Origin of the sequence: Pseudomonas sp. SMN5 (assembly GCF_052041925.1) — a bacterium.
GTDB lineage: Bacteria > Pseudomonadota > Gammaproteobacteria > Pseudomonadales > Pseudomonadaceae > Aquipseudomonas.
In genome coordinates this window covers 1-14,749 of record NZ_JBKGGX010000042.1, presented here as the reverse complement: position 1 = coordinate 14,749, position 14,749 = coordinate 1, and the positions used below count along the sequence as shown (strand labels likewise).

The following is a 14,749-nucleotide window of genomic DNA, read 5'->3' as shown; positions in this document are numbered from 1 at the left end:
AGAATTTTCCAGGCTCGGAAAAACTTGCGTCTCGCCTGGTAGGGGTTGCTGCGCAACCCAGCGGGAGCAAGCTCCCTCGCCACAACAGCGGGGCTGGGTGAATCAGGGAGTCAAGCGCTGGCCGCCAGGCCATGGCGCCGATGATGCCCGCTCAACTGATCCTTGATCAGCCGCAGCACCCGGGCCTCGTGCTCATGGATGAAAAAATGCCCACCGGCCAACATGTCCAGAGAAAAGCTGCCCGAGGTTTCCCGGCGCCAGCCCATCAACTGTTCGGTGGTGGCCTTGTCGGTGGTGCCGCCGAGCACGTGCACCGGACAATCGAGGGGCGCCCGCAGGCGCGGCTGGAAACGACCGCACAGCAGAAAGTCGGCCCGCAGCACCGGCAGGGTGAGGGCCATGAGTTCTTCGTTGGCCAGGATTTCCTCGCTGGTGCCGTTGAGGGTGCGTAACTGGTCGATCAGCTCAGCATCGGTTTTCGGCGTGGCAAAATCCCGGTCGTAGTCGGCCCGCAGGGTCGGTGCCGCCGTGCCCGAGGCAAACAGCGCCAGTGGCGGCGGGCATCCCAATTCCCGCAAGGCATGGGCCAGCTCACAGGCCAGCAGCGCACCCAGGCTGTGACCGAACAAGGCATACGGGACCTGGAGCGTCGGCCGCAATTCTCGGGCCAGTTGCAGCGCCAGCGCCGCCATGTCGGTCTGCAACGGTTCATCGAAGCGCGCTCCGCGCCCCGGCAATTCCACCGGCTGGACCTGCATCCATGACGGCAATTTACGCCGCCAGCGGCTGTACACCATCGCGCTGGCGCCGGAATAAGGCAGGCACAGCAGGGTCAGTTGGGTCACTGCGGTTTTCTCCGATCGGTCGTGTATGAAAGATAACGAAGCTGCAACATAGCGAATTAGTCGCATTCGATGTCGCCGCCTCACAATCCTATACTGGCGGCATCCGATTCACGCCACCCAAGGAAAACGTCATGAGCTGGTCCGCCAAACAATACGTTGCATTCGAACAGGAACGCACCCGTCCGGCCCGGGACCTGCTGGCCGCCATCCCGCCCACACAGGCGCGCTCGGTCATCGACCTGGGCTGCGGCCCCGGCAACTCCACCGAGCTGTTGGTGGAGCACTTTCCCGGCGCCACGGTGCGCGGCCTGGACAGCTCCAGCGACATGGTCGAAGCCGCTCGCCAACGCCTGCCCGCCGTGGCGTTCGATACCGCAGACATCGGCCAATGGAACGAGCCGGGGCCGTTCGATGTGATCTTCGCCAACGCCGTGCTGCAATGGCTGCCCGACCACGCCAGCCTGCTGCCATCGCTGGTGAGCAAACTGGCGCCGGGCGGCAGCCTGGCCATCCAGATGCCGGACACCCTGCACCAACCCTCCCACCGCTTGATGCGGGACATCGCCGCCGACGGGCCGTGGGCCAGCCAACTGACCGGCGCCGCGGATAGCCGCACGGAGGTGGAAGACGCCAGGACTTATTACTCGATTCTCAAGCCCCACTGCGCCCGGGTCGATGTGTGGCGCACCACCTACCATCATCCACTGGCTGGCGGTGCTGCGGGCGTGGTGGAGTGGTTCAAGGGCAGTGGCTTGGGGCCGTTCCTCACGCCGCTGGATGAGGCACAGCGCCAGGCGTATCTGGAGCGTTATTTGCGGGCGGTCGAACAAGCGTATCCGGCGCTGGAAGATGGGACGGTGCTGCTGCCCTTTCCTCGGGTATTCATGGTGGCGACGCGTTAGGCTCTGCAGTGGGGGGGTAAATTTTTACTTCAGGTTCTCGTTACCTGCCAGAACCACCCCCACAAGAGCAAACACCGTGGACCTGCACACCATCCTGGGCAAGCTGTTTACCAACGCCAGCGCCGTTGGTATCGAAGGCGTTTTCCAATTCGTGTTCGGTTCGCACCAGGTGTACTGGTCGCAGATCACGGACAGTACTCACACCCAGGCCGGTCGGCACCCGCGCCCTGACGTGACCATTGAAGTGGCTGAGAAGGACTTTCTCGGGATCATGGCCGGCATGGCCAACGTCGAGGAACTGTTTGCCAGTGGCCGCCTGAAGATCGGCGGCAACATGGGCCTGGCGACGTTGCTGCCGCAGATCATCGACCATGCCCGCCACGGCAGCACCGTGGCGGCGAAGGTCGACATGAACCAACGCTACCCCACCCCGCCGCGATTCAGCGAAAAACTCACCGCCAGCCTGCCCACCCAGCGCCACGTGGAACGACGACCGCGCAGCGAGTTGTCGGTGCAGGAGTTTCGCGCCCGCTATCTGCCCCATGGCATCCCGCTGGTCATCAGCGATGCCTTGCAGGACTGGCCACTGTTCAAGCTCAGCCGCGAAGAATCCCTGGTGCACTTCGCCGAGCTGCAAGGCATCACCCGCCACGGCGACTACGTGAAGAAAACCTTTTCCACCGAGCGAGACTTCCGCTCCACGTCGATGGCGGCGTTCATCGCCTCCCTGGACAACCCGACGGCCCTAGGTGCGGACGGCGTACCGCCGGCCTATATGGGCAACAACATCCTGCCGGCGCAGTTGCTGGAACTGATCAACTATCCGCCCTACTTCGACCGGTCGCTGTTCATACCGCCAAGGATCTGGATCGGCCCCAAGGGCACCTTGACCCCGCTGCACCGCGACGACACCGATAACCTGTTCGCCCAGGTCTGGGGCCAGAAAAGCTTCATCCTCGCCGCGCCCCAGCACCGCGAGGCACTCGGCACCTGGTCGACCGCGCCCCAGGGTGGCCTGGACGGCTGCGACTTCAACCCGGATGCCCCGGACTACCAACGCTTCCCCCAGGCCCGGGACGTGACGTTCCTGCGCGTGACGCTGGAGGCTGGGGACTTGCTGTTCTTGCCTGAGGGTTGGTTTCACCAGGTGGAGTCGGTGTCCACCTCGCTGTCGGTGAATTTCTGGGTGAATTCGGGGCGGGGTTGGTAAGAGAACACTGCCCCTGTGGCGAGGGAGCTTGCTCCCGCTGGGACGGTCCGACGCATCGGGCGCAGCGACCCCAGGATTGTTGCGCCTGCTGCGCAGTCGAGCGGGAGCAAGCTCCCTCGCCACAGTGGTTTGTGTTTGGCCCGGCTACTTCAAATGCCGATAACTCTGCACCGCCGCCCCCAGCACCACGGCCCCGGCGAGGATCGCCAGCCCGAAACCGGCACGAGCGCCGTAGTGGTCCACCAGCCAGCCGGAACCGGCGGCGCCCACCGCCACGCCGATGCTCAGGCCGGTCACCAGCCAGGTCAGGCCTTCAGTCAGCCGGGCCGGCGGTACCAGGCGTTCCACCAGGGCCATGGCGACGATCAGTGTGGGGGCAAACGACAGTCCGGCGACAAACATCGCCGCCGACAGCCCGGTGATATTGGATGCGAACAGTAACGGCAACGTCGTCAGGCCCGTCCCCATCCCCCCGAACAAAAACAGCAACGGCAACGGCAGCTTCGAGCGCAGCGCCCCGAACGCCAACCCGGCCAGGCACGAGCCAAAGGCATAGACCGACAGCACGATACTTGCCGCCGCCGGTTGCCCCTGTTGCTGGGCGAACGCCACGCTGACCACATCCACCACGCCGACGATGGTGCCCATCGCGAGCATCAACGACAGCAGCAACAGCATGTCACCGGAACCGATCAGCGAACCCTGGTGCTGCGCCTGGTGCGGATGGATCGGCGGCTCGGTGGCGCGCTGCAAGATGAACGCCGTCACGCCGATTGCCAGTGTCAGCACCGAAGCCAGCGGCCCCGCCTCGGGAAACGCCACCACGCACAATCCCACCGACAGCGGTGGCCCGACGATGAAGCAGACCTCGTCGAGCACTGACTCCAGGGCATAGGCGGTGCGCAGTTGCGGTTGGCCGCGATACAACTCGGTCCAGCGCGCCCGCACCATGGCCGACATGCTGGGCATGCAACCGGACAAGGCGGCGAAAATGAACAAGGTCCAGTGGGGCGCCTGCAACCGGGTGCAGAGCAACAACATCAACAACGCCCCGCCGCCGATCAGCGCCGCCACCGGCAAGACCCGGCCCTGGCCGAAACGGTCCACCAGGCGTGACACCTGCGGCGCGCAAAATGCGGTCGCCAAGGCGAACGTGGCTGCCACCGCACCGGCCAGGGCGTAACCGCCCTGCAACTGCGAAAGCATGGTGATCAGGCCGATGCCCGTCATGGAAACCGGCATTCGCGCAACCATCCCCGCCAGCACGAAACCCAGGCTGCCGGGAGCGTTGAACAGTTCGCGATAAGGGTTTGCCATGGGATCCGGGCCTCGACAGGGGCCTGCAACTTGCCACAAAGGGCGGTCACGGGGGAAGCGCCAAGATGTGGTGCAAATGTGAAGACTGTCGGGTGCAAGTGAACTCTGCACGCCTCGCGCCAGTCAGCCAATAAGGCCGTCCATTGAAGGTGCTTTTTATGCAGATTTCCCTCGCCCGCCAAGTCGCGCTAGTGACCGGTGCCAGCTCCGGCATCGGTGCCGGCGCCGCCAAGGCTCTGGCTGACGCCGGTGCCGCCGTTGTGCTCAACTACCATTCCAGCGCCGCTCCAGCCGAAGCCCTGGCCCGCGAAATCAACGCCAGCGGTGGCCGTGCCATCGCCGTCGGTGCCGACGTTTCGAAGGAGGCGGACGTCGAACAACTGTTCGCCAAGGCCCTCGATGCCTTCGGCACGCTGGACATCCTGGTGGCCAATTCCGGCCTGCAAAAAGACGCGGCCGCCGTCGACATGAGCCTGGAGGACTGGAACACCGTGATCGGCACTAACCTCACCGGGCAATTTCTTTGCGCCCGGGCTGCCCTGCGGATTTTCAATCGCCAGGGGATTCGCCAGGGTGTATCCCGGGCCGCCGGCAAGATCATTCACATGAGCTCGGTTCATCAGCGCATTCCCTGGGCCGGTCACGTCAATTACGCCGCGTCCAAGGGCGGCGTCGACCTGCTGATGCAGTCCCTGGCCCAGGAAACCAGCCACCAACGCATCCGCATCAACAGCATCGCGCCGGGGGCCATCAGCACGGCCATCAATCGCGAGGTCGTCGAGGGTGAACAGGGGCAAAAACTGCTGGATCTGATTCCGTATGGCCGCGTAGGTGATGTGGAAGATGTCGCCAACGCAGTGGTGTGGCTGGCGTCGGACCTGTCCGATTATGTGGTGGGCACCACGTTGTTCATCGATGGCGGGATGAGCCTTTATCCGGGGTTTCGCGGCAATGGCTGATCACGACGAACCGCAGAGCCCGATCGAAAACCACGGCATCATCGGCGACATGCGCACCGCCGCGTTGGTCAACGACCGGGGCAGCGTGGACTTTTTCTGCTGGCCGGAATTCGACAGCCCATCGATATTCTGCTCGCTGCTGGACACGCCCCAGGCAGGCATTTTCCAACTCGCCCCGGACCTGCCGGAGGCCCGTCGTCAACAGATCTACCTGCCCGACACCAACGTGCTGCAAACCCGCTGGCTGAGCGATGGCGTGGTGGTGGAAATCACCGACTTGCTACCCATCGGCGACAGTGAGGAGGACCTGCCCGTGCTGATGCGCAAGGTGCGCATGGCCGTTGGCCGCGCGACGTTCCGCATGCGCTGCGCGGTGCGCCACGACTATGCCCGGGCCGCCACCACGGCGCGCCAGGACGACACACATATCTGCTTCGAGGCGCCGGGGCAACCGAGCCTGCGTTTGTGCTCCGACCAGTCCATGACCCTGGACGGCGACACGGCAGTGGCCGAATTCACCCTGGAACAGGGCCAGGACGCCGAGTTCCTGCTGGGCGGCATCGACGATCCACGGCTCCAGGGAGACGCCAGCGCGCTATGCCTGGAGCGGACCCTGGCGTTCTGGCGCGGCTGGATAGGCCAGTCTAACTATCGGGGCCGCTGGCGGGAAATGGTCAACCGCTCCGCCCTCGCGCTCAAGCTGCTGACCTCGCGCAGACATGGCGCGATCATCGCCGCGGCCACCTTCGGCCTGCCGGAAACCCGTGGCGGCGAACGCAACTGGGATTACCGCTACACCTGGATTCGCGACGCCTCGTTCACGGTCTACGCGTTCATGCGCCTGGGCTTTGTCGAAGAAGCCAATGCCTACATGCGCTGGTTGCGTAGCCGGGTCAGCGATTGCTGCGAACAACCGACCCGACTGAACATCCTGTACGGCTTGGACGGCAGGCTCGAATTGCCGGAAACCGAACTGCCGCACCTCGCCGGCTTCGGCAACGCGCAACCGGTGCGCATCGGCAACCTGGCCTACCAGCAGGTGCAGCTGGATATCTTTGGCGAATTGATGGATGCGGTGTACCTGGTCAACAAGTACGGTGAGGCCATCTCTCATCAAGGCTGGAAACACGTGGTCGATGTGGTCGATCAGGTGTGCAACATCTGGCAGGACGCCGACGTGGGCATCTGGGAAATGCGCGGCGAAAAACAGCAGTTCCTGCATTCGCGGTTGATGTGCTGGGTCGCGGTCGATCGTGCCATCCGCCTGGCTGAAAAACGCTCGCTCCCAGCCCCGTTCGCTCGCTGGGACGAGACTCGCCAGGCGATCTACGAGGACATCTGGACAAATTTCTGGAACGAGGAACACCAGCATTTCGTCCAGCGCCTGGGCAGCACTGCCCTCGATGGCGCGATGCTGTTGATGCCCCTGGTGCGCTTCGTCAGCGCCCGCGACCCGCGCTGGCTTTCCACCCTGGATGCCATCGAAAAAAGCCTGGTGCGCGACGGCATGGTCTACCGCTACCGCAACGACGACAGCCCCATCGACGGCCTCAGCGGCACCGAAGGCTCCTTCGCCGCCTGCTCGTTCTGGTACGTCGAATGCCTGGCCCGCGCCGGCCGCGTGGAAAAAGCCCAGCTGGAGTTCGAACAGCTTTTGCGCTACGCCAACCCGCTGGGGTTATACGCCGAGGAGTTCGACAGCCACGGTTATCACTTGGGCAACACACCCCAGGCGTTGACGCACTTGGCATTGATCAGTGCGGCGAGTTTTCTGGATCGAAAGTTGAGTGGGGAGAAGAATCATTGGCAGCCGTGAGAACGTCGCCTCGCCTGCAGATGAACACAATGCTCTTGTGTTGTAAGCGCGGCCCCCGTGGCGAGGGAGCTTGCTCCCGCTCGACTGCGCAGCAGTCGCAACATCCTGGGGTCGCTACGCCCGGTGCGTCGGACCGTTTCAGCGGGAGCAAGCTCCCTCGCCACAGAAGCGGTGTATCAGTCAGGACGTCGGTTCGATGTTATCCAATGCCCGGTTAGCCAACAGCGTGCTCAGTTCGATCAACTGCTGAATCCCCAACGCCACATGACGCCGCGAACCTTCCAGATCAAAGGCAAAATCATTGAGCATCGCATTGGCCGAAGCCAGGGTTTCGCTGAGGCTGGTCAGCACCGATTCGCTGCTCAGCCCCGGAGCGACCGAAAAGACCTGTCCGTCCTGGGTGTCGGGCTTGGTTGGGGCGTCGGGCGACAAGTGAATGTTCAGCGCCCGTTCGGCAGCTTCGCGGTGCTCTTTGGAATCGAGGGTGGTGTAGGACGAGAGGTTTTCGGCGGTTGGAGGGTTGGGGGTGATTTTGACCATGACATATAACTCCATTCAAAAGTGGAGTTCGCCGTTTCCGCGACCAAGCAGAGGGGTGGCGAACTGTACGCAGGTTGGTCGACCAGGGAATGGAAACCCGGCAGGGCCCGAAGCCCTCCCACGCACAGCCAGCCATAAAGCAGACAGCCGCTCGCGCGGCATTGTGCGCCATTCTAAACCCAGGCGACCAAGCCCGGTCGCTGATTTTGCAACGACGGGCAAAGCCTATCCCCGCCCCTTCCTAACCGACAACCGACAGGACTCGTCGGAAAATTCCGCTTCGCTTAATTTTTTGTAGGAACACAACCCCGTGGCGAGGGAGCTTGCTCCTGCTCGACTGCGCAGCAGGCGCAAAAATCTTGGGGTCGCTGCGCCCGAGACGTCGGACCGTCCCAGCGGGAGCAAGCTCCCTCGCCACGGGGCGTTTGCGCTTCACAAAATCAATTTGGGACGCCGTCTCCACTGATCATCTGCGCCCTGTTTCAATTTGCCAGCCCCGCAAACCCCTCCTAAGATCGTTGCACCCACGGGTGCAGCGGAGCTGCCCAGTCACACCCGACTCAAGGATTCGACATGACTCACATAAAACGCTCCATCACCACCGCCCCCCGATCAGGCTTGTCCCGGGAAGACCTCTGGGACGGCCAGGACAAAGGCTTGATCAAATGCTGGGAAATCGGCCGCGAACGGGCCGGGCGGTTTCCTGAACTGGCGCAACGTTGTCTGGCCGGCGAACTGCCGGTGCTGGGCTGGAAAGGTGGCGTCAGCCGCAGCCTGAAGAAGAACGCGAAATTCGGCTGTCTCAAATATCTCGCGCAATGGCAGGGCCTGCGCGGTGAGGACCTGGACATCGACCTGACCCAGGAACGCACCCTCACCTGCTCCGGCACGAACATGATCGTGACCTTCACCCCGGACCGGGCCAAATACGTGAATCAGGAACCCGCCTGAGCGCCATCGTGCATTGCCGGAGGCCGACATGAACCCAGCACCCAAGATCAACTTTGCGGTAACGCCCTTGCTGCGCATCGCCTACGAAGAGCACGGCCCCGCCGAGGGCGAGCCGGTCATCCTGCTGCACGGGTTTCCTTATGATCCCAGGGCGTTCGATGAAGTCGCGCCGGTCCTGGGCCAGCGCGGTTATCGAGTGATCGTGCCGTATTTGCGCGGTTACGGCCCGACCCGCTTCAACAACCCCGCCATCCTGCGCTCCGGCCAACAAGCTGCACTGGCCCAGGACCTGCTGGACCTGATGCAGACCTTGGACATCCCTCAGGCCGCGCTATGCGGTTATGACTGGGGCGGCCGGGCGGCCTGTATCGTGGCGGCGTTGTGGCCCGAGCGCGTTCGCTGCCTGGTGACCGGCGATGGCTACAACTTGCAGGACATTCCCCATTCGACGCAACCGCTGGATCCTCAAACCGAACACCGGTTGTGGTATCAGTACTATTTCCACACCGCGCGAGGTGTCGAGGGCCTGACGCAAAACCGACGCGAGTTGTGCGAATTGCTCTGGCGCTTGTGGTCACCGACCTGGAAGCGCGGCGCGGCGCTCTATCCACTGAGCGCGCCGTCCTTCGACAACCCGGATTTCGTCGAGGTGGTGATTCATTCCTACCGACACCGCTTCATGTACGCACCCGGCGATCCGACCCTGGAGTGGATGGAGGAGCGACTCACGGAGCAACCGGCGATCAGCGTGCCGAGCATTTCCTTGTGCGGTGCCGACGACGGCGTGGGGCCCGCGCCGGAACAGGACGAGGATGCCCGGCACTTCACCGGTTTCTATGAGCGCCGCGTGCTGGCCGGCGTGGGCCATAACATTCCACAGGAAGCCCCTGAGGCGACGCTCAAGGCACTGCTGGATCTGCTTGAGGGCTGAGAGCGAATCGCTCGCGATACGCCTGGGGCGTCACTCCCATGGCGCGCAGAAGGCTGCGGCGCAGGGTTTCTTCGCTGCCGAAGCCACATTGCACCGCCACCCGCTTGATCGGCACCGCTGTGTCGGCCAGCAGCCGGCGAGCGGTTTCCACGCGAATCAACTCCACCGCCCGCGCCGGGGTCTGGCCGGTGTCGGCGCGATAATGGCGCACAAAACTGCGCTCGCTCATGCCGACCCGGGCCGCCAGGCTTGGCACGCCCAGGTCGCGGGTCAGGTTCTCGGCGATCCAGGCGTGCAGATCATCAAACCGACCGCCCTGTTTTTGCAGCGACAAGGTCACGCTGAATTGTGATTGCCCGCCAGGACGCTTGAGGAACACTACCAAATGCCGAGCGACCTCCAAGGCCATGGCGCGGCCCAGGTCGTCCTCTACCAAGGCCAAAGCCAGGTCGATGCCGGCCGTGACCCCGGCCGAGGTCCAGACCGGACCGTCATTGATAAAGATCGGATTGGGTTCGACCCGCAATTGCGGATGCTGCTCGGCCAACTGTTCACAACGCGTCCAATGAGTGACGACCCGTCGTCCGTCCAACCAGCCACTGGCGGCCAGCAGGAACGCTCCGGTGCACACCGACGCAACCCGTCGCGAGCGCAAGCCATGCGTCTTGACCCAGGCCACCAGGTCCGGATCCTTTGCCGCTTCGTACACCCCCCAGCCACCGGCAATCAACAGGGTGTCGCTGTCTTCGCTCGGCAACGGCTCGGCCAACAACGCCAAGCCCGCCGAGGACACCACCGGACCACCAGAGGCCGCGATCACCGTCGGGGCGTAAGGCAACGATAAGCCTTGCTGGCGGGCCAGGTCGTTGGTCGAGGCAAACACTTGCAACGGCCCGGTGACGTCGAGCACTTGCACGTTGGGAAAAGCCAGCACATGAACAGTTTTCGGCGGGTTCGGCATATTGGCGTAATTCGTGGGCTTATTGGCGAGTACGCCAGAGCCTACGGCCCTAAAGTAAAGCCGTCCACCCCCGGGCAGTATTTACAAGGAAAAGACGACATGACATTGCAGATCGGTTTGCTGCTATTCCCCCAAGTCCAGCAACTGGACCTGACCGGCCCTTATGACGTACTGGCTTCGTTGCCCGATGTGAAGGTGCACCTGATCTGGAAGGACCTGGCTCCGGTCACCGCCAGCACCGGGCTGGTGCTGCTGCCGACCATCACATTCGACGACTGCCCGGCACTGGACGTGATCTGCGTGCCCGGCGGCACCGGCGTCGGGCCGTTGATGGAAGACCAGCAGACGCTGGCTTTCATCAAACGCCAGGCGAACCACGCGCAATACATCACTTCGGTCTGCACCGGCGCGCTGGTGCTCGGTGCCGCTGGGCTGTTGAAAGGTAAGCAGGCCACCACCCACTGGGCCTATCACAGCCTGCTGAAAACCCTGGGGGCAGCTCCGGTCAAGGAACGTGTGGTACGTGACGGCAATCTGATCACCGGCGGCGGGATCACGGCGGGGATCGATTTCGCCCTGACCCTGGCGGCCGAGCTGTTCGACCAGGACATTGCTCAGTTGGTCCAGCTGCAACTCGAGTACGCCCCGGCCCCGCCGTTCGACGCAGGCAGCCCGGAAACCGCCCCAGCGCACGTTCTGGAAGAAGCCCACCGGCGCACGGCGGAGTCGTTCCGGGTGCGTTCGCAGATCACGCAACGGGCCGCGCAGCGGTTGGAACTGGCTTGACGAAAAATCTTCGTGAGCAATAAAAAACGGTGGCGAGGGATTTCTCTCTCGCCACCGTTTTATTGCCACGTTGTCTCAGAACGGGCTCGCGGTAGGCCGCACTATCAGTTCACTGACATCTACATCCGCCGGCTGCTCGATGGCGTAGGCAATGGCCCGGGCGATGGCTTCGGCAGGAATCGAGATCCTGCGGAACTCGCGCATTTCGGCGCGCCCACCTTCATCGGAAATGCTTTCGGCCAGTTCCGATTCAGTCACACCGGGGGAAATCACCGTCACCCGCACGTCGCCACCCACCTCTTGGCGCAGGCCTTCGGAGATCGCCCGCACGGCAAATTTGGTCGCGCAATAAACGGCGGCGGTCGGACTGACAGCATAAGCGCCGATGGAGGCAATGTTGATGAATTGGCCGCTGCGTTGGCGCTGCATCAACGGCAGGCCCGCTGCGATGCCGTGGAGCACGCCACGGATGTTGACGTCGATCATGCGGTCCCACTCCTCGACTTTCAGCGCCTCGAGCTTGGAGAGCGGCATGACCCCGGCGTTGTTGATGATCACATCGACCCTGCCGAAGCGTTCGACCGCAAAGTCGATCAGGCTCTGGACATCGTCGCGACGGGTCACGTCTACGGCCTTGTAGACCGCTTGCCGGTCAATCGCTTCAAGCTCCTGCACCAACGCTTGCAAGCGATCGGTACGTCGGGCTCCCAGCACCACGCGAGCACCGCGGGCGGCCAACAGACGCGCAGCCGCCTCACCAATCCCGCTGCTGGCACCTGTAATCACTACTACTTTGTTTTGGATGTCGGACATGATGGTTTCCTCGTCTGGATGTGTTGACTCCGGGTAGGAGCGATTCGACAGGTCCAGATTAGAAAATCGAGCGATGCCAGGGTTAGCCGGATTCTCCTGCCCACTTGCACGATCCTGTAGCGCAGAACCGCCTCTGGTCGTCAGCCATACAATCGGCTTTACTAGCGCCGTTCACTCATTGGCCAGGGAGGTATTAGGCATGTCGGTTTCCACGTCCTTACAGGTTGCGCCAGATGCCGGTCTCAGTCAGCGGCACGTCGAACTGGCGGACCTGATAAAGCGCTTCGCCCCGGGAAACGGCATTTATCCCACCGCCATCGACGCCTTGAACCTTATCCGTAGCGACCAACCGACCGATGCCCTGCCCGTCGTGCATAAACCCGGGCTGTGCGTAATCGTCGAGGGGCGTAAGGAAGTGCGGCTGGCACAAGAACGCTATGTGTACGACCCGCTCAATTACCTGGTGGTCTCGGTGACGCTGCCCTTGGCGGGCCAGGTCATCGAAGCCAGTCCCGAGCGCCCCTACCTGTGTGTCCGTCTCGACATCGACCCTGCACAGATCTGCAATCTGATCGCCAATACCAGCCCCAGCGGCGTACCGGCCGCACGAACCGCAAGGGGCCTGTTCCTGGACCGTATCGACACGCCACTGCTTGATACGGTGCTGCGCTTGCTGCGGTTGCTGGACAGCCCGGACGATATCGCCACCCTAGCGCCCCTGGCCCAACAGGAGATTTTCTACCGCCTGTTGCGTGGCACCCAAGGCCAGCGCTTGCATGAAATTGCCATTCCAGATACCCAGACCCACCGCATCAGCCGAGCCATCGAGTGGCTCAACACTCACTACGCCGAGCCGCTGAGCATCGACAGCCTGGCGCAGATGATCAACCTCAGCCCTTCGGCACTGCATCACCGTTTCAAGGCCGTGACCGCCATGAGTCCGCTGCAATATCAGAAGCAGCTGCGCCTGCAGGAAGCCAGACGGTTGCTGCTGGCGGAAAACAGCGACGTCTCATCCATCGGCTACAAGATGGGCTATGAAAGCCCTTCGCAGTTCAGTCGCGAATACAGCCGTTTGTTTGGCGCCTCGCCCACTAAAGACATCGCTCGCCTGCGAGCGCAGGCGTTGCAGGCGAGCAGCGCCTGAGCCTTTCCCGGCAGACATGACTGTGGAACACTTTTTCATAGGCGAAAAAAAACCCGCCGAAGCGGGTTTTTCAAGGACCGATATGACTTCCTGTCTGGCATTCCTTGCCTGGTCCCATCATCCATGACCCCAAGCACTCCCTGTACTCAGTGGATGGACACAGATTAGGCGCACAGCCTCGCCGGGAAAAGAAGACAACACAGCGACGACGTGTAAGCATTTGCCTATAGCTTGATTCCGGTACTTTTCGCCAGACGAAAAAAAACCCGCCGAAGCGGGTTTTTCCAAGACCATTACGACTCCCTGTCGATAGCCATCCTTGCAAGGTCGATCGTCCCTGATCCTGAGCACTCCCTGTGCTTCAGTGGATGTGGCTAGATTACTGGTCGGATCCAAAGCGCAACAGACGACATAACTACCATTGCGTGTAAGACATTCGCTATAGCGCACTTCCGTAAACCCTTAGCCATGTCAGGCTTGGCAGGCGATATTTTCCGTCAAGACCGGTTCAGGAACGCTTCAATGTTGGTCATCTGCTCGTCCCAGCCGCGGCTGTCCATGCGAAAAGCCTTGAGCCGGCGCGCCTCCGGGATACTATTGAAACCTGACTCCACGACTTTGAGCAGCGTCCCACCGTCCATGTCTTCGAGCTCGAACTGCACCCGTGTTTCGGTCTCCTGCGAGTAATCCACCTCTGGCTCGACGGCGTAGGGATGCCAGCGAAACGAAAACACCCGTTCCGGCTCCACGCGCTCCACCGCCACATCCCAGATGAGATGTTCGTAACCGGGATAGGTGATCTGCCCTTGGGTTCGCTCCCCCGCCACGAACCGCTTGCCCTCAAGGGCGACACCGAACCATTGGCCGAAGGCTTCGGCGTTCGCCAACGCACGCCAGACTTGAGAGCGTGGCGCCTTGAGCAGGATCTTTCTTTCAATGCGGTCGGATGAATGCATGGGTCACCTCCTGTGTTCAACAGTAGGCTTGTAAGACCACGAGGCCAACCGGAAAGTTGTATCAGACCGTAGTTTAACGTTCGTACCCTTTAAAAGCGCAGGACGCAATGTAGACTCCTCCCAGCCTTTTTTACCCTCAAGGAGAAACCAACACATGTCCCCACGCTTGCTCCTGGCCCTGGCGCCTTTGCTTCTCGCCACCGTTGCCGAGGCTGACGACTGCGCCAATGCCATCACCCAAGGCGAGATGAACCAGTGTGCAGCTCAACAGTACAAAGCCGCCGATAAAGAGCTGAACGATCTCTACAAGCAGATCACGGCACGCTTGAAGGACGATCCCAAAGCCAAGCAACTGCTGGTCAAGGCACAACGAGCGTGGATCGGTTTCCGGGATGCCGAATGCGAGTTCTCCGCCTCAGGGGTTGAGGGCGGCAGTGTCTACCCGCTGATTTACACCGATTGTATGACCGCCCAGACCAAAGCTCGGGTCGAGGCCTTCAAGACCTATCTCGAGTGCAAGGAAGGGGACTTGAGCTGTCCAGTGCCTGAGGCCTGACAGCCTGGTTGTAAAAAAGATGGCCTGCAGAGGTCATCTTCTTGGCTCAACTTTCCTGT

At 62.3% G+C, this 14,749-nt stretch carries 15 protein-coding genes; 9 read left to right on the top strand and 6 right to left on the bottom strand.

Features of this window, described 5'->3' with window-relative positions; all coding sequences use genetic code 11:
- Positions 1-110: 110 nt before the first annotated feature.
- Positions 111-845 carry a thioesterase II family protein gene (locus tag ACLEJR_RS26100; protein ID WP_440817537.1) on the bottom strand — a complete coding sequence of 245 codons (735 nt, stop codon included), beginning with the start codon at positions 843-845 and terminating at the stop codon, positions 111-113.
- 131 nt (positions 846-976) lie between these two features.
- On the opposite strand from ACLEJR_RS26100, the gene tam reads away from it, so the two are divergent.
- Together tam and ACLEJR_RS26090 are read left to right on the top strand one after the other, a co-directional pair.
- Positions 977-1,747 (top strand): trans-aconitate 2-methyltransferase, encoded by a 771-nt coding sequence (tam, locus tag ACLEJR_RS26095; protein ID WP_440817535.1) that lies wholly within the window; start codon positions 977-979, stop codon positions 1,745-1,747.
- Between the two features lie 76 nt (positions 1,748-1,823).
- Positions 1,824-2,957 carry a cupin-like domain-containing protein gene (locus ACLEJR_RS26090; protein WP_440817532.1) on the top strand — a complete coding sequence of 378 codons (1,134 nt, stop codon included), beginning with the start codon at positions 1,824-1,826 and terminating at the stop codon, positions 2,955-2,957.
- A 144-nt stretch (positions 2,958-3,101) separates the two neighbouring features.
- Here ACLEJR_RS26090 and ACLEJR_RS26085 read toward each other — a convergent pair whose 3' ends face one another.
- Positions 3,102-4,274 (bottom strand): MFS transporter, encoded by a 1,173-nt coding sequence (locus tag ACLEJR_RS26085; RefSeq protein WP_440799540.1) that lies wholly within the window; start codon positions 4,272-4,274, stop codon positions 3,102-3,104.
- Positions 4,275-4,432: 158 nt separating this feature from the next.
- Here ACLEJR_RS26085 and ACLEJR_RS26080 point away from each other — a divergent pair, with 158 nt between their 5' ends.
- Together ACLEJR_RS26080 and ACLEJR_RS26075 are read left to right on the top strand one after the other, a co-directional pair.
- A complete protein-coding gene (locus ACLEJR_RS26080; protein ID WP_440817531.1) occupies positions 4,433-5,233 on the top strand; it encodes an SDR family oxidoreductase in 801 nt (266 codons plus the stop codon).
- The gene (locus ACLEJR_RS26075) at positions 5,226-7,049 is read left to right on the top strand and encodes a glycoside hydrolase family 15 protein (protein ID WP_440817528.1); all 1,824 of its coding nucleotides are present in this window, start codon (positions 5,226-5,228) and stop codon (positions 7,047-7,049) included. The genes ACLEJR_RS26080 and ACLEJR_RS26075 overlap by 8 nt, the downstream gene beginning before the upstream one ends.
- Positions 7,050-7,229: 180 nt before the next feature.
- Here the strand turns inward: ACLEJR_RS26075 and ACLEJR_RS26070 are convergent, their stop codons facing one another.
- Entirely contained in the window at positions 7,230-7,589 is a 360-nt protein-coding gene (locus ACLEJR_RS26070; RefSeq protein ID WP_440799532.1) for a DUF6124 family protein, read from the bottom strand.
- A 573-nt stretch (positions 7,590-8,162) separates the two neighbouring features.
- On the opposite strand from ACLEJR_RS26070, the gene ACLEJR_RS26065 reads away from it, so the two are divergent.
- Entirely contained in the window at positions 8,163-8,540 is a 378-nt protein-coding gene (locus tag ACLEJR_RS26065) for a hypothetical protein (protein ID WP_440817525.1), read from the top strand.
- Between the two features lie 28 nt (positions 8,541-8,568).
- Positions 8,569-9,471 carry an alpha/beta fold hydrolase gene (locus tag ACLEJR_RS26060; protein ID WP_440817522.1) on the top strand — a complete coding sequence of 301 codons (903 nt, stop codon included), beginning with the start codon at positions 8,569-8,571 and terminating at the stop codon, positions 9,469-9,471.
- On the opposite strand, the gene ACLEJR_RS26055 is transcribed toward ACLEJR_RS26060, so the two are convergent.
- Positions 9,440-10,432, bottom strand: coding sequence for a GlxA family transcriptional regulator (locus ACLEJR_RS26055; RefSeq protein ID WP_440817521.1), 993 nt, complete (start codon positions 10,430-10,432; stop codon positions 9,440-9,442). The two genes, ACLEJR_RS26060 and ACLEJR_RS26055, sit on opposite strands and share 32 nt — an antisense overlap.
- A gap of 99 nt (positions 10,433-10,531) precedes the next feature.
- Here ACLEJR_RS26055 and inhA point away from each other — a divergent pair, with 99 nt between their 5' ends.
- Positions 10,532-11,218 (top strand): isonitrile hydratase, encoded by a 687-nt coding sequence (gene inhA, locus ACLEJR_RS26050; RefSeq protein ID WP_440817519.1) that lies wholly within the window; start codon positions 10,532-10,534, stop codon positions 11,216-11,218.
- Positions 11,219-11,293: 75 nt separating this feature from the next.
- Here the strand turns inward: inhA and ACLEJR_RS26045 are convergent, their stop codons facing one another.
- Positions 11,294-12,031, bottom strand: a complete 738-nt coding sequence (locus ACLEJR_RS26045; protein ID WP_440817518.1) for an SDR family oxidoreductase — start codon at positions 12,029-12,031, stop codon at positions 11,294-11,296.
- Positions 12,032-12,230: 199 nt separating this feature from the next.
- Here ACLEJR_RS26045 and ACLEJR_RS26040 point away from each other — a divergent pair, with 199 nt between their 5' ends.
- Positions 12,231-13,178, top strand: coding sequence for an AraC family transcriptional regulator N-terminal domain-containing protein (locus ACLEJR_RS26040; RefSeq protein WP_440817517.1), 948 nt, complete (start codon positions 12,231-12,233; stop codon positions 13,176-13,178).
- A gap of 497 nt (positions 13,179-13,675) precedes the next feature.
- Here the strand turns inward: ACLEJR_RS26040 and ACLEJR_RS26035 are convergent, their stop codons facing one another.
- Positions 13,676-14,134, bottom strand: a complete 459-nt coding sequence (locus ACLEJR_RS26035; protein WP_440799511.1) for an SRPBCC family protein — start codon at positions 14,132-14,134, stop codon at positions 13,676-13,678.
- 154 nt (positions 14,135-14,288) lie between these two features.
- Between ACLEJR_RS26035 and ACLEJR_RS26030 the strand changes: the two genes are divergently transcribed.
- Positions 14,289-14,690 (top strand): lysozyme inhibitor LprI family protein, encoded by a 402-nt coding sequence (locus ACLEJR_RS26030; RefSeq protein WP_440799508.1) that lies wholly within the window; start codon positions 14,289-14,291, stop codon positions 14,688-14,690.
- The last annotated feature ends 59 nt before the right edge of the window (positions 14,691-14,749 follow it).